Origin of the sequence: Paracoccus laeviglucosivorans (assembly GCF_900182695.1) — a bacterium.
In the GTDB taxonomy this organism is placed as follows: Bacteria; Pseudomonadota; Alphaproteobacteria; order Rhodobacterales; family Rhodobacteraceae; genus Paracoccus; species Paracoccus laeviglucosivorans.
Genome location: NZ_FXTK01000011.1, coordinates 49,240 through 68,684, shown reverse-complemented (window position 1 = coordinate 68,684; position 19,445 = coordinate 49,240). Strand labels below are relative to the sequence as shown.

The 19,445-nt window shown below is 61.8% G+C and carries 31 protein-coding genes; 22 read left to right on the top strand and 9 right to left on the bottom strand.

Going from position 1 to position 19,445, the window contains the following annotated elements; all coding sequences use genetic code 11:
- Window positions 1–89 precede the first annotated feature (89 nt).
- The 8 genes from FN835_RS12685 to FN835_RS12655 form a co-directional block, all read right to left on the bottom strand.
- Window positions 90–1,103: a hypothetical protein gene (locus tag FN835_RS12685; protein ID WP_142663597.1), complete on the bottom strand. Its 1,014-nt coding sequence runs from the start codon at window positions 1,101–1,103 to the stop codon at window positions 90–92.
- On the bottom strand, window positions 1,100–1,930 hold the full coding sequence (locus FN835_RS12680) for a ParB/RepB/Spo0J family partition protein (protein ID WP_142663596.1): 831 nt from the start codon (window positions 1,928–1,930) through the stop codon (window positions 1,100–1,102). Before FN835_RS12680 ends, FN835_RS12685 begins: the two co-directional genes overlap by 4 nt.
- Window positions 1,927–2,169, bottom strand: a complete 243-nt coding sequence (locus tag FN835_RS12675) for a hypothetical protein (RefSeq protein WP_142663595.1) — start codon at window positions 2,167–2,169, stop codon at window positions 1,927–1,929. Before FN835_RS12675 ends, FN835_RS12680 begins: the two co-directional genes overlap by 4 nt.
- Window positions 2,166–2,690, bottom strand: a complete 525-nt coding sequence (locus FN835_RS12670) for an MT-A70 family methyltransferase (protein WP_246098727.1) — start codon at window positions 2,688–2,690, stop codon at window positions 2,166–2,168. The genes FN835_RS12675 and FN835_RS12670 overlap by 4 nt, the downstream gene beginning before the upstream one ends.
- Window positions 2,691–2,830: 140 nt before the next feature.
- Window positions 2,831–2,980, bottom strand: coding sequence for a hypothetical protein (locus tag FN835_RS21260; RefSeq protein WP_185958663.1), 150 nt, complete (start codon window positions 2,978–2,980; stop codon window positions 2,831–2,833).
- Window positions 2,980–3,177: a hypothetical protein gene (locus FN835_RS12665; RefSeq protein WP_142663593.1), complete on the bottom strand. Its 198-nt coding sequence runs from the start codon at window positions 3,175–3,177 to the stop codon at window positions 2,980–2,982. Before FN835_RS12665 ends, FN835_RS21260 begins: the two co-directional genes overlap by 1 nt.
- On the bottom strand, window positions 3,177–3,365 hold the full coding sequence (locus tag FN835_RS12660; RefSeq protein ID WP_142663592.1) for a hypothetical protein: 189 nt from the start codon (window positions 3,363–3,365) through the stop codon (window positions 3,177–3,179). Before FN835_RS12660 ends, FN835_RS12665 begins: the two co-directional genes overlap by 1 nt.
- Before the next feature lie 250 nt (window positions 3,366–3,615).
- The gene (locus FN835_RS12655; protein WP_142663591.1) at window positions 3,616–3,915 is read right to left on the bottom strand and encodes a helix-turn-helix domain-containing protein; all 300 of its coding nucleotides are present in this window, start codon (window positions 3,913–3,915) and stop codon (window positions 3,616–3,618) included.
- A 57-nt stretch (window positions 3,916–3,972) separates the two neighbouring features.
- Here FN835_RS12655 and FN835_RS12650 point away from each other — a divergent pair, with 57 nt between their 5' ends.
- From FN835_RS12650 to FN835_RS12615, 8 genes are all read left to right on the top strand, one after another.
- The gene (locus tag FN835_RS12650) at window positions 3,973–4,278 is read left to right on the top strand and encodes a helix-turn-helix domain-containing protein (RefSeq protein WP_142663590.1); all 306 of its coding nucleotides are present in this window, start codon (window positions 3,973–3,975) and stop codon (window positions 4,276–4,278) included.
- A gap of 31 nt (window positions 4,279–4,309) precedes the next feature.
- A complete protein-coding gene (locus FN835_RS12645; RefSeq protein ID WP_142663589.1) occupies window positions 4,310–4,588 on the top strand; it encodes a hypothetical protein in 279 nt (92 codons plus the stop codon).
- 254 nt (window positions 4,589–4,842) lie between these two features.
- The gene (locus FN835_RS21255) at window positions 4,843–5,172 is read left to right on the top strand and encodes a hypothetical protein (protein WP_185958662.1); all 330 of its coding nucleotides are present in this window, start codon (window positions 4,843–4,845) and stop codon (window positions 5,170–5,172) included.
- 31 nt (window positions 5,173–5,203) lie between these two features.
- Complete coding sequence (locus FN835_RS12635) at window positions 5,204–5,479, top strand: hypothetical protein (RefSeq protein ID WP_142663587.1); 276 nt, start codon at window positions 5,204–5,206, stop codon at window positions 5,477–5,479.
- The gene (locus FN835_RS12630) at window positions 5,476–5,772 is read left to right on the top strand and encodes a hypothetical protein (RefSeq protein ID WP_142663586.1); all 297 of its coding nucleotides are present in this window, start codon (window positions 5,476–5,478) and stop codon (window positions 5,770–5,772) included. Before FN835_RS12635 ends, FN835_RS12630 begins: the two co-directional genes overlap by 4 nt.
- Entirely contained in the window at window positions 5,769–6,923 is a 1,155-nt protein-coding gene (locus tag FN835_RS12625; RefSeq protein WP_142663585.1) for a DUF7146 domain-containing protein, read from the top strand. Before FN835_RS12630 ends, FN835_RS12625 begins: the two co-directional genes overlap by 4 nt.
- Window positions 6,910–7,149: a hypothetical protein gene (locus tag FN835_RS12620; protein WP_142663584.1), complete on the top strand. Its 240-nt coding sequence runs from the start codon at window positions 6,910–6,912 to the stop codon at window positions 7,147–7,149. The genes FN835_RS12625 and FN835_RS12620 overlap by 14 nt, the downstream gene beginning before the upstream one ends.
- On the top strand, window positions 7,146–9,002 hold the full coding sequence (locus FN835_RS12615) for a DNA primase family protein (RefSeq protein WP_142663583.1): 1,857 nt from the start codon (window positions 7,146–7,148) through the stop codon (window positions 9,000–9,002). Before FN835_RS12620 ends, FN835_RS12615 begins: the two co-directional genes overlap by 4 nt.
- Window positions 9,003–9,468: 466 nt before the next feature.
- On the opposite strand, the gene FN835_RS12610 is transcribed toward FN835_RS12615, so the two are convergent.
- A complete protein-coding gene (locus tag FN835_RS12610; protein WP_142663582.1) occupies window positions 9,469–9,702 on the bottom strand; it encodes a hypothetical protein in 234 nt (77 codons plus the stop codon).
- A 39-nt stretch (window positions 9,703–9,741) separates the two neighbouring features.
- Here FN835_RS12610 and FN835_RS12605 point away from each other — a divergent pair, with 39 nt between their 5' ends.
- The 14 genes from FN835_RS12605 to FN835_RS12540 all read left to right on the top strand — a co-directional run bounded on the left by FN835_RS12605 (window position 9,742) and on the right by FN835_RS12540 (window position 19,395).
- Window positions 9,742–10,197 carry a hypothetical protein gene (locus FN835_RS12605; protein WP_142663581.1) on the top strand — a complete coding sequence of 152 codons (456 nt, stop codon included), beginning with the start codon at window positions 9,742–9,744 and terminating at the stop codon, window positions 10,195–10,197.
- A 272-nt stretch (window positions 10,198–10,469) separates the two neighbouring features.
- Window positions 10,470–10,826 carry an HNH endonuclease gene (locus tag FN835_RS12600; RefSeq protein ID WP_142663580.1) on the top strand — a complete coding sequence of 119 codons (357 nt, stop codon included), beginning with the start codon at window positions 10,470–10,472 and terminating at the stop codon, window positions 10,824–10,826.
- 361 nt (window positions 10,827–11,187) lie between these two features.
- Window positions 11,188–11,679, top strand: a complete 492-nt coding sequence (locus FN835_RS12595; RefSeq protein WP_142663579.1) for a hypothetical protein — start codon at window positions 11,188–11,190, stop codon at window positions 11,677–11,679.
- Window positions 11,679–13,406 (top strand): terminase large subunit, encoded by a 1,728-nt coding sequence (locus FN835_RS12590; RefSeq protein WP_142663578.1) that lies wholly within the window; start codon window positions 11,679–11,681, stop codon window positions 13,404–13,406. The genes FN835_RS12595 and FN835_RS12590 overlap by 1 nt, the downstream gene beginning before the upstream one ends.
- The gene (locus FN835_RS12585; RefSeq protein WP_221930417.1) at window positions 13,406–14,674 is read left to right on the top strand and encodes a phage portal protein; all 1,269 of its coding nucleotides are present in this window, start codon (window positions 13,406–13,408) and stop codon (window positions 14,672–14,674) included. The genes FN835_RS12590 and FN835_RS12585 overlap by 1 nt, the downstream gene beginning before the upstream one ends.
- A gap of 52 nt (window positions 14,675–14,726) precedes the next feature.
- Window positions 14,727–15,485: a head maturation protease, ClpP-related gene (locus tag FN835_RS12580; RefSeq protein ID WP_246098726.1), complete on the top strand. Its 759-nt coding sequence runs from the start codon at window positions 14,727–14,729 to the stop codon at window positions 15,483–15,485.
- Between the two features lie 14 nt (window positions 15,486–15,499).
- Window positions 15,500–16,738, top strand: a complete 1,239-nt coding sequence (locus tag FN835_RS12575) for a phage major capsid protein (RefSeq protein ID WP_246098725.1) — start codon at window positions 15,500–15,502, stop codon at window positions 16,736–16,738.
- A 61-nt stretch (window positions 16,739–16,799) separates the two neighbouring features.
- Window positions 16,800–17,111, top strand: coding sequence for a hypothetical protein (locus FN835_RS12570; protein ID WP_142663576.1), 312 nt, complete (start codon window positions 16,800–16,802; stop codon window positions 17,109–17,111).
- Window positions 17,111–17,620: a head-tail connector protein gene (locus FN835_RS12565; protein WP_142663575.1), complete on the top strand. Its 510-nt coding sequence runs from the start codon at window positions 17,111–17,113 to the stop codon at window positions 17,618–17,620. The genes FN835_RS12570 and FN835_RS12565 overlap by 1 nt, the downstream gene beginning before the upstream one ends.
- A 2-nt stretch (window positions 17,621–17,622) precedes the next feature.
- Window positions 17,623–17,949, top strand: a complete 327-nt coding sequence (locus FN835_RS12560) for a phage head closure protein (protein WP_142663574.1) — start codon at window positions 17,623–17,625, stop codon at window positions 17,947–17,949.
- On the top strand, window positions 17,946–18,350 hold the full coding sequence (locus FN835_RS12555; RefSeq protein WP_142663573.1) for a DUF3168 domain-containing protein: 405 nt from the start codon (window positions 17,946–17,948) through the stop codon (window positions 18,348–18,350). Before FN835_RS12560 ends, FN835_RS12555 begins: the two co-directional genes overlap by 4 nt.
- Before the next feature lie 8 nt (window positions 18,351–18,358).
- Entirely contained in the window at window positions 18,359–18,742 is a 384-nt protein-coding gene (locus FN835_RS12550; protein ID WP_185958661.1) for a DUF2513 domain-containing protein, read from the top strand.
- 4 nt (window positions 18,743–18,746) lie between these two features.
- A complete protein-coding gene (locus FN835_RS12545) occupies window positions 18,747–19,193 on the top strand; it encodes an HK97 gp10 family phage protein (RefSeq protein WP_142663571.1) in 447 nt (148 codons plus the stop codon).
- Window positions 19,186–19,395: a hypothetical protein gene (locus tag FN835_RS12540; RefSeq protein ID WP_142663570.1), complete on the top strand. Its 210-nt coding sequence runs from the start codon at window positions 19,186–19,188 to the stop codon at window positions 19,393–19,395. Before FN835_RS12545 ends, FN835_RS12540 begins: the two co-directional genes overlap by 8 nt.
- Window positions 19,396–19,445 lie beyond the last annotated feature (50 nt).

Genomic DNA, 19,445 nt, shown 5'->3' with positions numbered 1-19,445 from the left:
GATCTCATACTGGCCACCACAACGGCCCGCTGTAAATCGCGGCGATAATTGCCAGCAGCACAGCCAGATAGGCAGCAAGCTCTAACAGATCACGAAGCATCGTCGGCCTCGCTTTCCGGGTTGAAACGGTCGCGCACAAGGCTGGCGGTCGGGCTGTCGTGGCGCAGGGTTTTGGCCTGACGGTCCAGCCGCTCGATCTCGGCAAGAATCAGCGCGCCTGCTTTGACAAGGTTTCGACGTGGGGTGGTCGGCTTCCACCATGCATCAGCCCACGGCCATTTTGGCGGTGCTGACCCAATTACGCTAGAGTTACCGATGGCATAGCAGGCAGCGGCAAGAGCCATTTCTTCCCGCCAGTGCGCGTCATCATGCTCCGGCGTCCAGCCTTCGGCGCTGATCTGGCGCTGCCTCTCGGCCAGAACGTCGCGGGCGGCATCCGTCACCTGCGCGGCGGGCGGGGCTTCACGGCTGGCAAGGGCGTCTGCTGCCTCGGCCACGCACGGGTAATTCTGCTCTATGTATCGATGCTTACTGGCACTACGCAGCCGAGTTACCAGCCCCGTGTTGTCTGTGGTCGCGGCGGGCGGGGTGGCGTTGGTGCTGTCGCTGGTGAATGTCGGAACGTATGGATACGCGCTTGGCATCTCCATATTCCCCGCCTCGGTTGGCGGCGAGGCCTTTGCCATCATTTCACCGAGTGGTTTGCGCCCACACATGCAACCGCCGAGGCTGTCGATAAAATACCCGCATCTATCGCAGGCAGGGTTTGGACCGTCTTCGGGGTGCCATTCTTTCTTAGCCTCGGTCGGCAGCGGCGCGGCTTTCAGCACCTCTTGAGGGATCAACGTGACCCGCTGGCAGTGCTGGCAAACCGTCTTTGCAATGGGCAGGTCAGCCCCCATCCCTGCGCGGGCGGGCTGATCGGCGCGGCGGTTCATCGAACTGGCAATCAGGTGAGCGTTTTCTTGGGTCCAGACCCTGCAGACCTCAACGCCCTGTCTCAATTCCACGACGCCGTAGTCACAGCAGTCCGACGGTATGCCTTTGCAGAACTGGGCCTCATACAGCGGCGCATCGTCGCGGGGCGGGGTCGGGTTGGTCATTTATCGCCCCCCTCGTGCCGCATCATCATGGAAAAGAATTCGCGTCGGCAGGCCAGCTTCGGCCTGCCGTCTTCCTCAGCTAACTTGTCGGCCGAGGAGATCACCAGCCAGGGGCGCCGCGCCATCAAGACGTTGAGGTAGGCCTCGCGCTTCCCTGGATGTTCGGCGCAGGCCCCTAGCCAGGGCGCCAGAAAAGCGTCGCTGTAATTGGCGGTGGCCTCGGAGTCGTATTCCCGCAGCGTGGACAGGCCATCCGTCACGGCTTGCCCATGCCCTGCATTCACGAGATTGCGGATCAGGCCGATGCAGTAGATCTGCCCCGGCTTCTTTTCGTTCTTGCTGACATTGTTGCGCGTCATCAAATGGCATCCTGCTGCCGCAACGGCCTCGCAACAGGCCAGCGCCCACGGCTCGCCAGCCGTCAGCGCGGCGCGGTAGACGACATGCGGTGAGACGCGGATCTGCTGAGTGTTGATCTCGACGAAGGCCAGCGCCTGTTCCTGGGGCGCGACCAGGGCCACCATGGCCGGGATCGAGCGAATCCCGCACAGCGCGGCGGCGTGGGCGCGGTGCTGGCCGTCGATTACGGCGTAGCGGCCGCCCTCGACCGGTGCCACCATTACCGGCGAAAAGCGCGACCAGCGGAAGTCCCTCGCGATGCGCTTGATTGCGGTCCAGTTGCTGGTGTTTAGCGGGCGCTGGTATCGGTCATCAATGACCAGATCGGCAACCTTGACCCACATCAGTTGCGGGGCGGGCTGATCGGCCAGAGGGAACGGGGCGATGCCCTCGACGCTAACCGGTCGCAGTTCGTCAAGCGGGCTCATGAGGTCACCTGCGGGTAGTGCCGAAGCACCTGTGCCGAATCTTCGCCACTTTCGGCCAGATCAGCATCGCGTATCCGCGCAATCGTGACGCGGGCAAAGCTGGTGCCTTTGTTGAGCCGCCGTCCGATGCTGCCGGATGATTCCCCGGATCTGGCGCAGGCCAGCATGTGCAGGCGCATTTCGTCGTCTTGGCGTGACGCGGTCACCACGCGTGCGGTTCGGGTTTGCGGCATCTTCATAAATCTGCTCCAAACTTTTGGGATTCGTTGCCCCAATTCGTCCAGCCGGGGCGCTGCTGGCGGCTGAACAGTTCCAGCCGGCGTGCGTTTGGCATCAGCTTCTCGGCTGCTGCGAACGCTTCGTCAGGTTTGCGGGAATGTTCGCGCAGCGGCCCCTCGATCACCGATCGGACAGACCGCGTCGTCTTGGGTGAGCCGCGCGTGCCGATCAGGAACGGTTCGCCTGCGCATCGCAGGATGTAGCCGGTGCCGAAGGCGAGCTTGCCGTGCTTCGTGCGCTTGGCCCAGTGTCCGGCGGTCTTGAATGTGAAGCCCCACGCCGCCATGACATCGATGCCTTCCCGAAGCATGGGATTGGTCGCCCAAAGCCAGAGGATGCAGTGGTCTGCCGCGAGGATGGATACCGGCATAGCCTTGATATCCTCGAGCGTCATGAGCCCGTACTGCCCGCCAGCGCCTTTTACCGTAATGCCCTTGGCCGACCGCGTTGCAAAAGCCCATGGCGGATCGGCCATGATCATGTTGAAGCCGTCAGCTGGACGAAGATCGAAAAAAGATTGGACCAGTGGGCTATTCGAAGCAGGAAAAGGCCCCCGGCGCGAGCAGTGGCCGGGGGCAGTTATGCCCGGCAGGACAGGCGAGTGTTCTGCGGGCAGGCCCATCACTTCGCGCGCCCCTTGGCACGAGCGATGGCATTACGTCGATCAGCGAAAAACTGCAGCAGCTGCTCATCCTGATCATCAAGCCGGTCCTTGATCGCCGGAATGGGCGACCCGAACAGCGTGTGGTTGGTGTCGGATCCGCGGGCCATCACTGCATTCCCCGCAGGAGGCTCAGGTTGCTCAGGTAGATCCGCTCGATCGTCAGAGGCGTCGCCGTGACAGACTGACGCGCGATGAGCTGGCGCAGTTTGCGAACCAGCTGCTGCACGCGCGTCGGCTTCTTCTCGGCCGGCGACGGGCGTCCGGTCCTGATCCGATCGATGTCGCATTGCTCAAGCGCGCTCATCAGAATTTCCCCCGGCTGTTCGGAGGGCGGTGCCGCTGAACAATCGTGAAGCCGAATGCGCTGGCGGCAATCTTCACGGCCAGCAGGCGCATGCTCTCTGGCAAAGCGGCCGCTTGCTCGGGGTTGGACATGATGTCGCGCGCGGCCTTAATCGCGACGTGGTCGAGAGGAAGGGAAGGGGTTCGCATTACGCGCTCCATCCTGTTGAAGGTTTCGGATGGGCAGAAAATGAATGTCAGGAATATTCCTGTCAATCCTGAAAATTCTTGGTAGGAATTTTCTAGCGTGTCTAAATGGGCAGGCTGCTATGCCGAGTCGATGCACGGGGGTGCGTGACCGGCAAATTTTTAAGCCTGCCGTTGGAGTTGATTTTGGATAACGAAGCGAGGTTCGCAGGACTGTTGGCTGTAATGACAGACCAGCAGTTTGATGATCTGCTTAAGGCTTTGGTGGAGGAGGCTCGGCAATCATGCGCGCCATGTCCAACCACCCCTGCTGACGTTCGGGTGAAAGTCCCCGGAATGACTGGACCAGAGCGCGCTCGGCGACGGTCCTGTCGTCACTAAGCAAGTCAATCACTTCGACGTCCAAGGCTGCGGCTAGCTTGCGCAATACGCGCAGGGTCACGCCGTCGAAACCGTTCTCGATCTTTGAGATCATCGACTGTTCGACTTTTGCCATCTCGGCAAGCTCGGCTTGGTTAAGGCCGCGAGCGCGGCGAATCCGTTGCAGGTTCATCCGGGGATATTCATCCCGCGGGTATGAAAACTCAAACCCAGATCAGGAATAAAATGCTTGACGGGAATATTCCTCACGTTCATATCGTCAAGCATGGTCACACTCGAAACTCATCTCAGGCAGTCGGGCGAGAAGCAGGCGGACTTCGCTGTGCGGGTGAACGTCAGACAAGGAACCGTTTCCAAGCTGTGCAGGGGGCAGATGATCCCCAGCATGATGCTTGCCCAACGAATTGAGCGAGCCACTGGAGGCAAGGTTCCGGTGGCGATTTGGGTATCGGGCGAAACCGTTGATCAGGCGGCGATTTCGCCGCCTCCCCCTAACCTCGAGCATCCTCATGAAAATGCACCTACAAGTACCTGATCCCCACCTGACTGCGCCCGGCGCCCGTCAAATGTCCCGTGACAGGGCATTTGACGGCCGGGGTCGGTCACCTGACGCAGCCCGCCGCGCGCATGTCCATCACGGCCCCGACCGTGACCTGTTCATGCGCCGGTGGTCGCTGCTGATGATCGCCAGCTTCACCTCCCGCGAGGCCTGCGCCGTTCATTTCGCCGTCACCTTCCAGACGGCCTGCAACTGGTTCGATGGTCACTGTCGGCCCTATGGCCATGTGGTGGATTACGCCATCGAAACGCTGCCCCGCTATCACGAGATCATGCGGGGTGATTGATGGGGATCGGGCTTTCAGGTTGCCCGGGGCGGGAGGAGGGTGGGGCCGCAGCGCCTGACCTCAAACCCGTCACGATCCTGCCGCTTCGGGCGGTGCATCGACAGGATCGTGGAACCTGCGGCTGGCCCGGCCGAGAGCTGCTGACCAAGGCAGCGGGGCATAAATCCATCGGCAGCCTCCCTCCCAAGCCGATGAACAGGCGCGGCGGTCATGACCCATCACACCGCCGCGCCGCCTTTCATCAGGAACCAGTCATGAATGTTCAGATCGAATACCGCGAGACGCCGGTCATGCCGGTTTCTGGTGATCCATCGGTGCGCGCGCGTTTCGCCATGCTGGCCATCGGCTATAGCGCGCTGTCCGGCATCCTTGACCGATCGGCTGTCGATCGGGTGGGCGGCGAGATCTACCGGACCTTTGGCGCCGGCAGCGACCTGACCCATGAAATGGACCGGTTCATCTCTGCGTTTCCCTGCGCGCGGCACCGTCAAGAAGATTTGAGTGAGGCCGGATACCGTCTGATTCATGCCGTCGAACGCAGCACCTGGACCGGCCAGAGACGCAGGGCGGATCTCGATGGCTGAGGGGCAAAAGCTTTCCACCGCAGATCACGTCATGCTGCATGCGATGGCGCTGCTGTCTCGCCCGCCGCTGGTCGATCGCGCCAACGTGCCAATGCAGATCGATGCGCTGCGTGCCGCCTTGCCGCGCGTATCGCGCGATGCCCCGCGGCTGCGCCCAATCATAGAGATCGCCGAGAAGTTTGCGACGTTCGCGCCGATCGAGCCGGGATATTACGGCGGGCTGCATCACCGCGCCGCCCAGGTGATGAATGCGTGGGATGCCCGCAGGCTTGCAGACGGCTGCGAAGCGCTGAGGGCGGGGCCATGACGCGTCTGGTTCTGACACCCGCAATGCAGGTTTCTCCGCCGGTGTTTTCGCGGGGCGAGCTGCGCGGCATCGAGCTGCTGGCGAAAAGCACGGGCGTGAACGCAAACGACCTGTCCTCGGTCCTGGCCACGTCGCAGAACTGTGCGCGCCGTCGCAACAGCGTTGCCCAGACGATCGATTTCGCCATTCGGCTGGAGGAAATGGAAGAGGCCGATCGCCGGGAACGCAAGGCGCTTCTGGCGTGTGCCTCGGCCATCCTGCTCGCGGCCATCGTTGTTTGGACGGTGCTATGAAGCCCGATGACCACCGCATCGAGGAGGCCAAGGCGATGCCGATCGCCGATGTCGTTGCGCGGCTCGAGCTATCCAATCTGGTGCGGACCGGCGGTGAGCTGGTCGGGCCGTGCCCGCAATGCGGTGGCCGCGATCGTTTTGGCATCAACCTGCAGTCAGGCATGTTCCAATGTCGGAAAGAATGCGGCCCGCAGGCGAAAGGCGACCAGATTGCGCTGGTCCAGCATGTCATGGGCATGGATTTCCGCGCTGCGCTGGAATGGCTGTGCGGTCCTGCGCAAGGCATCTCGGATGCAGAGCGGCAGGAACGCCGGCGCAAGGCTGAGGAAAACCGCCGGCGGCAGGACGCCAAGGCGCAGAAGATGCGCGAAAGCTCGATCTCCGGCGCGCGGGACATCTGGTTCAAGGCCCAGCCTGCAGAGGGAACGCCGGTTCGGGATTATCTGACGCTGCGCGGCATTGATCCAATGCTTTACCCGACCTTGCCGCAGGTCATCCGCTTCGATCCGCAGGCTCGCTACACCATCCCGGTCGAGGGCGAAGCGGGGAAATGGCGCACGATCCATACCGGGCCCGCGATGGTTTGCGCTGTCGTCGATGCGGCATACCGCGTGACAGCGGTGCATCGGACATGGCTCGACCTATCCCAGCCCAAGGGCAAGCTGATCCTGCCGGATCCGCGCAGGGAGGGTGAGACGCTGCCGGCCAAGAAGGTGCTGGGTTCAAAGAAGGGCGGGGCAATCAGGTTCGCCACGCCGAAGGACTGCGACACCATGATCATGGCCGAGGGGGTCGAGACGACCCTTTCCGCCCTGATCGCGGAGACTGTTCCGGGGGCTTCTGCCCACTGGTGCGGCGTCGATTTGGGGAACATGGCCGGACGCGCGCAACGGGGCCCCGGCCTGAAATATGCCGGCCTGCCCGACATGGACGATTCCGAAGCTTGGCTGCCCCCGCCATGGGTGCGCCGGCTGATCTTCGTCCAGGACGGGGACAGCGACCCGAAGCTGACCCGCGCGCGACTAGAAACAGGTTTGCGCCGCGCGATGCTGAAACGGCCCGGATTACGCGGGTCGATCGTCCATGCCGGGGAGGGCAGGGACTTGAACGATATTCTGATGGGAAAGACTTATTTTGATGCCCAACCCTGATCCTGAAACTGCTGCGGCAATGCACGCGACAGTGCTTGCCATCTTCAATAATCTTCCGCCGGCCGAGACCGATGCCGAGATTGAAGGGCAGATAATTGCGCTCCTGCGGATGGCCTGTTCGCTGTCGATTCCATGCGGGCTTTCGCTAGGCGATATTATTGATCGCTTGGACGAAGCGCACTTGTTTTTGACGAATGCGATGCGTCTGGAAGGCCGGTTGCAATGACTGGCGATAGCGACGACGACAGCATCGGCAAGGTTCGCGCCGTCATGCAGGCCGCCGAGGATGTTGATCTGCCGGATGGGATGGAAGCACCCAGCGACGACGCAGCGGGCGACAACTACCCCGACGATTACACTCCCCCGCCGCCCCCTCCCGAAGACGGGACACAATCGGACGAGCCCGAGCCTCCGGTTTCGATCGCCTCGCGACAGCCGCTCAACGATATCGGCAACGGCCATCGCTTCCGCATCCATTTTGGCGAAAACATCCTGTTCGTATCTCAGGTGGGCTGGTTCGTCTGGGACGGCACCCGCTGGAAGCGGGATCCAGAAATCAGCCGGGACTGTTCGCCGCTCATTCGGGGCCGCGCCCATGGCATGACGGATCTGATTGAGAAAGAGGTCGATTGGCTGCAGCCGTCCAAGCGCGATCGACAGCTGCTGATCGAGGAGCGAAAGCTGCGGACGCGGCGGATCGAGATCGAGGCCACGCCCGATTACGCCGGCAATGAGGAACTGATCACGGAACTCAATGAGATCGGCAGTCGCCTTCGGACGATCGATGGCGCGCTGAAGACCCATAAGAGCCTGATCGGCCGTCGCATGACGCATGCCAAGAATGCGGGCAACAGCGGCCCGATGTCGAACATGATCAACGAGGCCCGGGTGATGCTGGCCCACGCGGTCGATGACATGGATCGCGGTGACCTCGACGTAAACACCTTGTCCGGCGTCTTGCGCTTCTCCCGCATCGCAGGTGATCCGAAAGAGGGCATGTCGCCCATGGCGGAGGTCGAGTTGGTGCCGCACGATCGGCAGCAGCTGCTGACCAAGGTGATGCCCGTCGAATATGATCCTAAAGCGGAATGCCCGCGCTTCGATGCCTTCCTGCAGCAGATCCAGCCCAATATCGAGATGCGCCGGTTCCTGCAGCGCTGGTTCGGCCTCTCGATGTCAGGGCTCGATATCCAGAAGCTCGCCTTTTTCCACGGCGGCGGTGCGAACGGTAAATCCGTCCTGGTGGATCTGATGGCCCGGATGATGGGCGATTACGCCGCAACGGCAAAAATCGAGAGCTTGACCGGCAAGAACAAGAAAAGCGGATCGGATTCGCAGCCAGACCTGATCCCGCTGATCGGCGCGCGGATGGTCCGCACATCGGAACCAGAAGAGGGCGAGCGCCTGCAGGAAGGCTTGGTCAAAGCCCTGACCGGCGGCGAGCCAATGATGGTACGGGCGCTGTACACAGACATGATCACCTTCCAGCCGATCTTTAAGCTCACGATCTCGGGCAACCATCTGCCCGACATTCGGGGCGGCGATGACGGGATCTGGCGCAGGCTCATGTTGGTCACCTTCCCCGTCCAGATTGCCGAGAAAAATCGGATCCCAAAAAAGGAATTGGATGACATCCTGTGGGCCGAACGGTCGGGGATCCTGAACTGGCTGGTCGCTGGACTGCTGGATTACCTCGAGGGCGGCTTACGCGAACCCGAAGAGGTCATGGCCGCAACAGAAGGCTATCGCAAGGACAGTGACCCGATCGGGACGTTTCTTGCCGATGCCACGGTCGTTACCGGGTTCGAGCGGGACTTCATGACCGCCCGCGAGCTGATGGACGCCTTTAACTTCTGGATCGAAGAGCGGGGCGAAACGCGATGGAGCCCGCGCACAGTCTCCCTGCGCCTGAAGGCAAAGGCGGACATATGGCGACACCCCGACACGCAGAAGACCTTTGCGCCTGGGAAATCCGGTGTGACCGGTTATCGCGGCATTCGCCTTTCCGAGGAACTCGGGGCGCGGATGCGTGCGGCTGAGGCCTCTGCAGCACAGTCGTCGTCGGGGTGGCCGAGATGACCCCGCACCCCTCTCATCATCATCTACCGATTGGCGGGCCTGCGGGCCCGTCGCGCATTTCTGGGGCTTGGCTTCGGTGTTGGGCGCGACGGGTCCGAGATGCGGCGAGTGTGGGCTTGAGATTTATCAGGGGTCAGGGGGTGCGCTCTGTGTGATTTCAGATGCTTAGGCCATGATTTTGGGCGCGACGGGCGCGACGGGCTTGAAAAAGCTGCATGTACCCGCGCGCGTCTTTCCGGGGGGTTAGGGGGAAATCCCTCTTACGCAAAGGGTAAAATCTCAAGCCCTTCAAGCCCGTCAGGCCCAAAAAAAAGTCCTAAGCTATTGATAATTAACAAACGATGTTGGGAATTTTCCCTGCATTTCTCGGGCCCTTTTCTCAATTCTCAAGCCCGTCAAGCCCATTTCAATTTTAGCCACCACAATAGGTAGTGCCATGACAAAGAAAGGCCACAAAATGCAGGCATCAGAAGGGCAGAACAGCGTGCTGTATGTCGATCGTCGTGGGGTTGCGGTGGAAAGTGACCGTGCGGAGCGGTTCGCTGCTGAAACGGAACGGCTCGCCGAAATCCTTGCCGCCAGCGCCATCCCCGAGGAATGCGGCTTCCGTATCCGGCCTGCACCCGCCCGAGGCGGATTTGCCATTCATCGCAGCATCGAGATCACCCCGGTCGGAACCGATGGGTTTGAGGCGGTCCATCGGGGCGCGGGCGGTCGATCGGCGATCCGGGCGGCTGACGTGTTTGATCGCATGATCAACTCGGCGCAGCGCCGCAAGCAGCCGTGGCCGCTGACGCCCGGCCAGATCGCCATGGGGCGGCGTTATGCTGCGCTGGTCGAGTTCCTTGCATCGGATGGCGTCAAGTTGTCGAAGTTGGAAGCATCATTCGGCGGCGGCGACGGCGGGAACTGGATGGATCGCCGTTTGCAGCTGTCGGATGAGGTTGCTGGCATGCGCAAAAGAATTGGAACCGGGATCGCCATGGCAGTGCGTCGGGTGCGGCCTTCGGAACGTGGCGATGCTCATCGTGGCCCGATCCTCGATCGAACGCTGGTTGATATGGTCTGTTTACAGGGCCGCTCTCTGGAAGATGTTTTGAAGGCACACGGCTGGATGAAGAATGCCCGGACCCACAGAGGCGTCACAGAGGCGCTCTGCGGGGCACTGGACCGCATGATCGGGTATCGGGCTTAAGAAAAGGTATTGACGCCTTACGTCACTCTGTGAGACAGAATTCACTATTATCGCGAAATGTGCCCGCCGGGATCATCCCTAGCGGGCATTGTCATTTCCGGGCTTCGGTTGGTGCAGTTTTTAGGGCTTTGCCCGGGAGGTCTTCGCTTGAAGGCTGCTGCATCATCCCGAGCGCGGAAGGTTAAGCACGGTCGGGAAAGTGCGCGCTTCACCCCGGCGACCTTGCGGAGTGTTAGCCGCGATCCGCGCTCGACCATTCCGAAAGGATCAGCATGGCCCGGCTCAAGCAGCTCGCCCCGCGTGTCGGGTCGATGTCGTCACGCGTCAAGTCCATCGGTGCTGGTCCGGATCGCCTCAAGCGGCGTGACCAACTGGTGGCATGGCGCAAGTGGTATAAGACGGCTGAATGGCAGCGCCTGCGCTGGGATTGCATCTCGGCGGCGCTGTTCACCTGCGTCCGGTGCGGTCGCATTCATCGCAGCCCCGACTTGGTGGCTGACCATATCGAGCCGCATCGTGGTGACCGTGCCCTGTTCTTTGATCCGAAGAACCTGCAGTGCATGTGCGCCGCCTGCCACAACAGCGACAAGCAGCGTGAGGAAAGGGCGGGACATGCCGCCCGGAGTTAGGCCGCCGCGCCCCGGTGCATCCCCTCCGGTTCTGCGACTGCCGCCATGCAGCTATTGTGGGACCACCGCGACCGGGTAGCGGTGCCCGTCCTGCGGTGCCCCGACCCCGTGGGCGGTGCCCCCGTCGCGCAAGTGACCGGCCTGCCTCGGTCCGACCGCGCAGCCCTAGAAAATCCGGCGGATCGGACCGATCCGGCATCGGGTTTTCGCGGGTGTGGCGAAAATGCAACGAAAATCGGTCGAAAATGCCCGATTTCCGGGCAAATCGACCCATCGGACCCCGAAATGGGGGGGTGGGTCGAAAGTCCGGGGGCCGGTTTGGCCTAGACCCGCGCCCCCCTCAGCTGGAGATTTTTTTCCTGTGGATCACGAAAACTCCGATGGCGGGCAGGAGGTCGACCTGTTCGGCCAGCCACTGCTGCCGATCCGGGATCGCCGTGGTCGCAAATCGTTCTGCGTTAGCAAAGAAAATCAAGCCTTTGTGGCCCGCCGCGCGGCTGACGGCTGGACGCATGACATGATTGCCGAAGATATCGGCTGCGATGCGAAGACCTTGCGGAAGTATTTTTCCCGTGAGCTGTCTTCCGGACGCGTGTTCATGGTCGGCGAGATGCTGGACATTTTGCACCGCCGTGCGCGCGAGGGTCATGTACCATCGGTCAAAGCATTGCTCGATCGATACGAAGACGCCGCGCCGGTCGCGCCTCGCAATCGCAAGGATGCCGAGGACCGCGATGACGGCGACGCGGCACCGGCCGCGCCGATCGGCAAGAAAGAACAGGCGGTACTCGAAGCGCAGAACGTGCCTGAAACCTACGGCGATATCTTCAACCGCCTGAAGAGCCGTCACTGATGCCGCTCGATGGCGTGTCTTTTTCCTGCCCTGACTGGGCGGATAAATTGCGCCAGGGCAGGACGCCCATCCCGGATCTGCCGCTGGATGATGTCCTTGCCGATGCCGCGGTGGACCTGTTCAACCTGCTGCGAGTGCCCGACATTCCCGGTCAGCCGACGATGGCCGAGGCTGGCGGCGACTGGATCCGGGACATCGTTCGTGCCGCATTTGGTTCGGTGGATGCGAAAACGGGCAAACGGTTTGTGGGTGAAATCCTGAACCTGATCCCGAAGAAGAACTCGAAGACGACCAATGCTGCCGCGCTCGGGCTGGTCGCCATGATGATGAACCGGCGCCCGAACATCGATGGCGTCATCATCGGTCCGACGCAGGAGGTGGCGGAAAAGTGCTTCGCCCAGGCGGCCGGGATGATCGCTGCCGATCCATACCTTACCAAGCGCTTCAAGGTGATCGAGCACAAAAAGACGATCCTCGACCTGCACAAGGACGAAGACACCGGCGTGCGGATGAACGCAAAGCTGAAGATCAAAAGCTTCGACCCGAAGGTCGTCACCGGCTCGATCCCGGCATTCGCGATCATCGACGAGCTGCATCTCATGGCCGAAATGAACCATGCGGCGCGTGTGATCGGCCAGATTCGGGGCGGCATGATCACCAATGACGAAAGCCTTCTGATCATCATCACCACGCAATCGGAGATCCCGCCCGCCGGGGTTTTCAAGGCCGAGCTGCAATATGCGCGTGGCGTGCGCGACGGGACGATCACCGCCGGGGTGCGGATGCTGCCGATCCTCTACGAATTCCCCGTGGAGATGCAGAGCTCCGAGGACAAAGCATGGCGGGATCCGAAGGTCTGGCCGATGGTGCTCCCAAACCTCGGGCGTTCGGTGACGCTCGACAGGCTGGTCGCCGATTATCAGGGCGCGGTCAGCAAGGGGATCGAGGAGGAAATCCGCTGGGCCTCCCAGCACCTCAATATCGAAATCGGCATGGGCCTGCATGCCAATCGCTGGCCGGGTGCGAATTACTGGATTGCCTGCGGTGACAGGAAGTTCACCTTCGACGATCTGATCGACCAGTCCGAGGTTTGCGTGGCCGGTGTAGATGGCGGGGGATTGGACGATCTTTTCGCGCTTGCCGCCATTGGCCGGCACCGTATCACCAAGAAATGGCTCCATTGGGCACATTGCTGGGCGTTCGATGATGTCTTGAAGCAACGGCAGGACATTGCGCCGCGCCTGCGCGACTTCGAGAAGGATGGTGATCTGACCATCTGCGAGAACGTGAATGACGATGTTACGGGCGCCTGCGATCGCATCGATCAGCTCGAAGCGGCGGGCCTGCTGCCGATCGACAGCCCCGCAATCGCCCTAGACAGCCACGGTATCGCTGAACTTCTCGATGAGCTTGAGGCGCGTGGCTACGCCGACGACCGGCTCATCAGCATCGGTCAGGGATGGAAATTGCAGCAGGCGGTGCTCACGCTGCCGCGCCGCCTTAAAGACCGAAAATTCATTCACGGCTCTACCGGTCTGATGACCTGGAATGTCGGCAACGCGAAAACCGAGCTCAAGGGGAGCAATTACATCGTGACCAAGCAGGTGGCCGGAAGCGCGAAGATCGACGCCCTGATGGCGACCTTCAACGCCGCGATGCTGATGTTCGGCAACCCTGAAGGCGTGGGGCCGTCCGTCTATGAGACCCGCGGGATTCGGAGGGTCTGATGGGTTTTCTGAACTGGTTCCGCCGCGATGCGGCCCCCGCCGCACCAGAGCCGACCTCGGTCCGGGTCAGCGCGCTGAACGACTCGATGTTGATCGGTGATCTGACCGATCCTTATCTGGCCCAGTTCATGCGGGGCGGTCTGGCATCTGCCAGCGGTGCCATTGTGACGCCTCAGTCTGCGCTCAAGAATACGGCTGTTTTCCGCTGCGTGTCGCTCTTGTCCTACGCCATGGCGATGCTGCCGGTGCATCTCTATCATCAGGGCGATGCTCGGGAAAAAGCCTCGGACCATCCGTTGTTCAAGGTACTGCACCGCAAGCCCAATGGCTGGCAGACGGCCTTCGAGTTTCGCCAGCTGATGCAAGCTTGGGCGCTCCTCCATGGGAATGCCTATGCGGCCAAGGTCACGCGCGGAGATCAGGTCATTGCGCTGCTGCCCATGGACCCGGAGCGCGTTGTCGTCGAGCAGCTGGATAACCTGACGGTCAGGTACAAGTTCACCGCAAAAAACGGCGGCCAGCGCATAATGCCGGCAGAGGACGTGTTCCACCTGCGCGGGTTTACGCTGGACGGGCTGACCGGCAGGTCGCTGGTCAAACAGGCCGCAGAGGCGATCGGACTGGCGCTGCAGGCCGATCGCGCGGCGGGGCGCTTGTTCCAGAAAGGCCTGATGGCCGGTGGCGCGTTGCAAATGCCGGACAACAAAAAACTGTCCGAAGAGGCTTTTGAACGGCTGAAAGCCAGCATGTCCGATCATGAGGGTGCCGAAAATTCGAATGCCTGGATGATCCTCGAGGAGGGCCTGAAGGCCAATCCGTTCGCGACCACGGCAAAAGATAGCCAGCACCTCGAGACCCGTAGCCACCAAGTGGAAGAAATCTCGCGCGTCTTCGGCGTTCCGCGCCCGCTGCTAATGATCAACGACACCTCTTGGGGCACGGGCATCGATGTGCTCGGTCAGATTTTTGTGCGGTACGGGCTGAGCCCGTGGTTTGAAGCCTGGGAGCAGGCGATCTCGCGTTGCCTGCTCAGCGACCGGGAGCAGGATCTCTATTATGCCAAATTCAACGCGGCGGCCCTTCTGCGCGGCAGCATGAAGGATCAGGCAGAATTCTTCTCGCGCGGTTTGAGCGTGAACAACCAACAGCCCTGGCTGCATGTCGAAGAGGTCCGCGACTGGATGGACCTGCCGCTGCGGGATGATCTCGCCCAGCCCGTCAAATCCGCCGCAAAGGAGACGACCGATGACACAGCGCGCAGCGCCTGAAATCCGGGTCTCGCGCCCCGCACAGGTTCAGGCTTATGAACCGTCGCCGCAGATGATGGACCGCTGGTCGTCCGGCCTGCGGGCCGCGGACGGCGATCGGGACAATGTCATCAGCATCCTCGACGTGATCGGGGAAGACTGGTGGACGGGGGAGGGAGTGACCGCCAAGCGGATCTCGGCAGCGCTTCGTTCGATCAAGGCTGACGAAGTGATCGTCGATATTAACAGCCCGGGCGGTGACTTCTTCGAAGGCGTCGCGATCTATAATCAGCTCCGGCAGGATTCGCGCAAAATCACCGTGCGCGTCCTTGGTCTTGCTGCGTCCGCTGCCTCGGTCATCGCAATGGCGGGGGATGAGGTCCAGATCGGTCGCGCCGGGTTTCTGATGGTGCACAATGCTTGGGTCGTTGCCGTCGGCAATCGCCACGATATGGCCGAGGCCGCGAAGACCATGGAACCATTCGATGCGGCAATGGCGGCGGTCTATGCCGACAAGGCCAAGGTGGACCGCGCGAAGGCGGCAGGCTGGATGGATGCCGAGACCTGGTTCAATGGCGAGGATGCGCTCGCTGCCGGACTGGCAGATACGCTCTTGGCGGCTGATCTTGAGGATCGGACCGAAGGCGGTGCCAACGCGCTTCGCAAGGTCGATACGCTTCTCGCCAAGCAGAATGTTTCCCGGTCGGAACGCCGTGCGCTTCTGGCCGAGATCAAGGGTGGCAAGCCTGACGCTGCCACGACCGTCACGCCCGGCGCTGACGACGGAATGGCTGCACTCGTGCAGTCGATGATCGCAACGCTCAGAAAGTGAGGAACACTATGGGCATGATGAAACACCCGGCGCTGGTGGCGCGCGGGATCGTTGCCGTTCGCGCAGATGCCGGCGGTGACCCAAAGACCATGCTTGCGGCTCTGAACGCCGCATTCGAGGAATTCAAATCCACCCATACTGCTGAGTTGAAGGCACTGAAGGATGGCCAGTCCGATGTCGTTCGTACCGACAAGCTGACCAAGCTCGAGGCGTCGATCAGCAGCCTGCAGGGCGCGCTGGACACACAGGCCGCGCAAATGACCGCGCTGCAGCTTGGGGGCCCGGGCACGGATGGTGCGCCGCGCGACCCGGAATACAGCAACGCCTTCAGTGCGCACTTCCGTAAAGGCGATGTCAACGCCGCACTGAACAAAGGGGCGGATGCCGAAGGCGGGTATCTTGCGCCCATCGAATGGGACCGCACCATCACCGACAAGCTGGTCGAGGTCTCGCCCATGCGGCAGATCGCGACCATCCAGTCGATTTCCGGCGCCGGGTTCAAGAAGATCTTCAACCTTGGCGGCACAGGGTCCGGCTGGGTCGGCGAGACCGCGCCGCGCCCGCAGACCGCGACCGGCACCTTCGGGGTGATGACCTACACCCCGGGCGAGATCTACGCCAACCCGGCTGCCACCCAGCAGCTTCTGGACGACAGCGAAGTCGATCTCGAGGCGTGGCTCGCCAATGAAGTCGAGAAAGAGTTCTCGCTTCAGGAAGGCATTGCTTTCGTCGCGGGCAACGGCGTGAACAAGCCGACTGGGTTCCTGACCTATGCCGAAGGCGCGACCAACGCAGGGGCACACCCGTTTGGCGCGATCCCGACCACAACCGTCGCCGGTGCTACGGCGATCACCAGCGATGAGCTGATCGATCTGGTCTACAGCCTGCCGGGCGAGTTGTCGCAGAATGCGCGCTTCGTGCTGAACCGCACCTCGCTCGCCCGCATCCGCAAGCTGAAAGACGGCGACGGCAACTATCTGTGGCAGCCGTCCTTCCAGGCAGGCCAGCCCCAGCAGGTGCTGGCGTTCCCGGTCACGGAAATGGCGGCCATGCCGAATGCGACGGCGGGTGCTTATCCGATCGCTTTCGGCGATTTCAAACGCGGTTACCTGATCGTCGATCGCTTGGGCATCCGCGTCATGCGCGACCCCTACACCAACAAGCCCTACGTGCATTTCTACTCGACCAAGCGCGTCGGTGGCGGGCTGCTGGACCCGAACGCGCTGCGCGTCCTGCGCATGGCGGCATCCTGATGAAACGGCCGCCGGCCTTCGCGGGCCGGCGGATCACCCCCACTTTATGGAGGCCTGGAAAATGGCACCGAAGAAACAGGAAGACGCGGCGACGCAAGCAGCTGCAACAGCTCCGGACCCCGCGGTGACCGCGCCGGCTGACCCGCAACCCGCGACCGAACTCGACGGCGCGTCGGGCGCGGTGATCGAACCGGCGATCCTTGGCGCCGTCGATCTGGGCCATCCCAGTGCCGACGACAACCCGCGCGAAGGAACGGTCGCCGAGCAGAACAATATCGACTGGAACGACCCGAAGCGTGTTTCGCCCCAGGCCGATGAATTCGCCGGCCAAGGCCTCGACATGTCCGTCTATGGCAAGGGCGCGAAAGACTGATGCGCCTGCAGCTGATCACGCCACCGTCGGACCTTCCCGTGACGGTCGCTGAGGCCAAGGATTACTGCAAGGTCTCGTGGGACTATGAGGATGGCGTGATCGAAGGCTGTATCAAGGCTGCCGTTTCCTGGCTGGACGGTCGGCGCGGCGTTCTACGCCGCTGCATCGTCAATCAGGTTTGGCAGGGCGATATCGACCGGCTGGGCAGCACCATTGCCCTGCCGTTTCCTGACATCTCGGCAGTGACCGGAGTGTTTACCGATGGTCAGGCGGGCGAGATCCTGTTCGACCAAACGGCTTGCGGCCTGCGCATTCGCGGCGGTCTGGGACGGCCCGCGCGCTTCACCTTCACCGCAGGTTTTGGCGCACCGGCAGACGTCCCGCCCGCGATCACGCGCGCCATCCTGATGCTGACCGGGCATTTCTACTGGGTCCGGTCCGGGAAGTCGGATGGTATCCCGCGCGAGGTCGATGACCTGATTTCGCCGTTCCGCTTGCTTCGGGTCTGACCATGGATATTGGCGAATTCAGCAAGATGGCGGTGTTCCGTTCGCCCGTCAAAGGCCGCAATCCAGATGGCCAGATCATCACCAGCATGGAAGATCGGTTCTCGGTCTGGTGCAAATATGCGCCGATGCGAGGTGGTGAATCCGTGATGCAGGCGCGGGTGACCGCAAAATCGCCTGCCTCCGTCACCGTGTTTCGCACGCGCGACACCGATCTGATCACCAGCGAATGGGACGTGGTGATCAATGGCAAGATTCACCAGCTGAAGGAGGATCCGCGAGAGTCGGAGGATCGTGCCAAGCTGGACATGCTTGTCGAGGCAGTCGGATGAAAGCTGGCCGCATCCTTCGCCGGATCATACAGAACCGGATCATCGCACAGGTGCCCGAACTCAACGCGCAGGTCTATGACAAGACCAGCAAGGACGACCCCTATCCCAACGCCACGATGGGCCCGAGCTACTGGTCACCCGACGATGCCGATTGCATCGAGGGCAAGCTGTGGACCGGCCAGATTGACCTCTGGGACAATGCATCGAACAAGGGGGCGCTTGAGGATCTGGCTGATGACGTGGCCGCGGCGCTGAGGGGTTTCGCCGACACAGCAGACGTCGCCATGCATCCGTTCGAGGTCACACTGGTCCGTGTAATGGACGATCCGGACGGCGTGTCTGTGCACGGTGTGGTGCAGGTGGAGACTCGGGTTGAAACTGATGGTGCAGAATCACCATGAGGGTCAGCATGAAGAACGATCTGGATCTTATCCGCGCAATATTATTGGAAGTCGAAGCTCGAAATACCGCAACGGCAGAGGTCGTCGAGATCTCCGGTTGGCCAGAGCGGCTTGTAGCCCGGCATGTGGAACGGCTGTGTCAGGATGGACTGCTGGATTATACAAACGGCTATTGGGCAGGTGACGAAGGCGACGATGTCAAGGAGTACCTCGTCAAAGACCTGTCCACGCGCGGGCATCAGTTTCTGGGTGCCTTGAGATCAGGAGACGTACTTCAGCGGCTGAAAAGTGCGTTGAAGCCGTCCGAACTGGCTGCGCTTTCATTCGGCAAGCTGGCTCAGATCGCCGGAGAATTGGCGGAAAAGATCATCAGGCAAAAGCTCGGGTTATAGGACAATGGCGCAGCTTAATCCGCGCATTGTGGCAAAGCTCAAGCAGATCCCTGACGTCGCCGTCGAAGCGGCGCGCAAGGCGATGGAAGAGGGCGCGGAGGATATCTGCGACTATATCCGCAATCTGGTGCGCAGCACGTTCAAGCAGGGGTCGGGCGACATGCTGCGCTCGATCGGCTGGACTTGGGGCGATCTGCCGCCCGGGACGTTCATGATCGACGAAATCCGGTCGGGCAAGAACAAGGGCGACCAATACGCCACTTTGCGGATCCGGATTTACGCCGGAGCTGGCGACGGCTTCTATTTCCGGTTCCACGAGTTCGGGACGCGGGACGGCTTGCCGGCGCGGCCGACGTTCTATCCGGCATGGAAAGCTAAGCGCGCCGAGTTTCGCAAGAAGATCCGCGAAGCGGTCCGCGCGGCAATCAGGGAGGCATGGCGCAATGGCTAAGGCCATTTTCACGGAAGAATTCCACTTCACCAGCATGAAGCGCAACGCGGGCTGGTCAGCCTATCCGAAGCCGGAGCCGCAGTATTACCCGCGCGAATTCATCGACGCCGCCGTGAAGGCGGGGCGCGCCACCGAAGTTAAGCCGTCTGTCCGCAAGGGCAGGGCGAGTGCGGCCGATCGGGCCGATGAACCGGGTTCCTGACTGTCAGGCCCCACCCCTGCACCTCTGCCGCCTTCGGGCGGCTTTTTTCA

Coding starts and splice junctions, on each gene's coding strand:
- FN835_RS12685 (WP_142663597.1), bottom strand. CDS start 1,103: ATGACCAACCCGACCCCGCCCCGCGACGATGCGCCGCTGTATGAGGCC.
- FN835_RS12680 (WP_142663596.1), bottom strand. CDS start 1,930: ATGAGCCCGCTTGACGAACTGCGACCGGTTAGCGTCGAGGGCATCGCC.
- FN835_RS12675 (WP_142663595.1), bottom strand. CDS start 2,169: ATGAAGATGCCGCAAACCCGAACCGCACGCGTGGTGACCGCGTCACGC.
- FN835_RS12670 (WP_246098727.1), bottom strand. CDS start 2,690: ATGATCATGGCCGATCCGCCATGGGCTTTTGCAACGCGGTCGGCCAAG.
- FN835_RS21260 (WP_185958663.1), bottom strand. CDS start 2,980: ATGGCCCGCGGATCCGACACCAACCACACGCTGTTCGGGTCGCCCATT.
- FN835_RS12665 (WP_142663593.1), bottom strand. CDS start 3,177: ATGAGCGCGCTTGAGCAATGCGACATCGATCGGATCAGGACCGGACGC.
- FN835_RS12660 (WP_142663592.1), bottom strand. CDS start 3,365: ATGCGAACCCCTTCCCTTCCTCTCGACCACGTCGCGATTAAGGCCGCG.
- FN835_RS12655 (WP_142663591.1), bottom strand. CDS start 3,915: ATGAACCTGCAACGGATTCGCCGCGCTCGCGGCCTTAACCAAGCCGAG.
- FN835_RS12645 (WP_142663589.1), top strand. CDS start 4,310: ATGTCCCGTGACAGGGCATTTGACGGCCGGGGTCGGTCACCTGACGCA.
- FN835_RS21255 (WP_185958662.1), top strand. CDS start 4,843: ATGAATGTTCAGATCGAATACCGCGAGACGCCGGTCATGCCGGTTTCT.
- FN835_RS12635 (WP_142663587.1), top strand. CDS start 5,204: ATGCTGCATGCGATGGCGCTGCTGTCTCGCCCGCCGCTGGTCGATCGC.
- FN835_RS12630 (WP_142663586.1), top strand. CDS start 5,476: ATGACGCGTCTGGTTCTGACACCCGCAATGCAGGTTTCTCCGCCGGTG.
- FN835_RS12625 (WP_142663585.1), top strand. CDS start 5,769: ATGAAGCCCGATGACCACCGCATCGAGGAGGCCAAGGCGATGCCGATC.
- FN835_RS12620 (WP_142663584.1), top strand. CDS start 6,910: ATGCCCAACCCTGATCCTGAAACTGCTGCGGCAATGCACGCGACAGTG.
- FN835_RS12615 (WP_142663583.1), top strand. CDS start 7,146: ATGACTGGCGATAGCGACGACGACAGCATCGGCAAGGTTCGCGCCGTC.
- FN835_RS12610 (WP_142663582.1), bottom strand. CDS start 9,702: ATGGACCGCCTCAAACCCATCGGTTCCGACCGGGGTGATCTCGATGCT.
- FN835_RS12600 (WP_142663580.1), top strand. CDS start 10,470: ATGGCCCGGCTCAAGCAGCTCGCCCCGCGTGTCGGGTCGATGTCGTCA.
- FN835_RS12590 (WP_142663578.1), top strand. CDS start 11,679: ATGCCGCTCGATGGCGTGTCTTTTTCCTGCCCTGACTGGGCGGATAAA.
- FN835_RS12585 (WP_221930417.1), top strand. CDS start 13,406: ATGGGTTTTCTGAACTGGTTCCGCCGCGATGCGGCCCCCGCCGCACCA.
- FN835_RS12580 (WP_246098726.1), top strand. CDS start 14,727: ATGATGGACCGCTGGTCGTCCGGCCTGCGGGCCGCGGACGGCGATCGG.
- FN835_RS12575 (WP_246098725.1), top strand. CDS start 15,500: ATGATGAAACACCCGGCGCTGGTGGCGCGCGGGATCGTTGCCGTTCGC.
- FN835_RS12570 (WP_142663576.1), top strand. CDS start 16,800: ATGGCACCGAAGAAACAGGAAGACGCGGCGACGCAAGCAGCTGCAACA.
- FN835_RS12565 (WP_142663575.1), top strand. CDS start 17,111: ATGCGCCTGCAGCTGATCACGCCACCGTCGGACCTTCCCGTGACGGTC.
- FN835_RS12560 (WP_142663574.1), top strand. CDS start 17,623: ATGGATATTGGCGAATTCAGCAAGATGGCGGTGTTCCGTTCGCCCGTC.
- FN835_RS12555 (WP_142663573.1), top strand. CDS start 17,946: ATGAAAGCTGGCCGCATCCTTCGCCGGATCATACAGAACCGGATCATC.
- FN835_RS12550 (WP_185958661.1), top strand. CDS start 18,359: ATGAAGAACGATCTGGATCTTATCCGCGCAATATTATTGGAAGTCGAA.
- FN835_RS12545 (WP_142663571.1), top strand. CDS start 18,747: ATGGCGCAGCTTAATCCGCGCATTGTGGCAAAGCTCAAGCAGATCCCT.
- FN835_RS12540 (WP_142663570.1), top strand. CDS start 19,186: ATGGCTAAGGCCATTTTCACGGAAGAATTCCACTTCACCAGCATGAAG.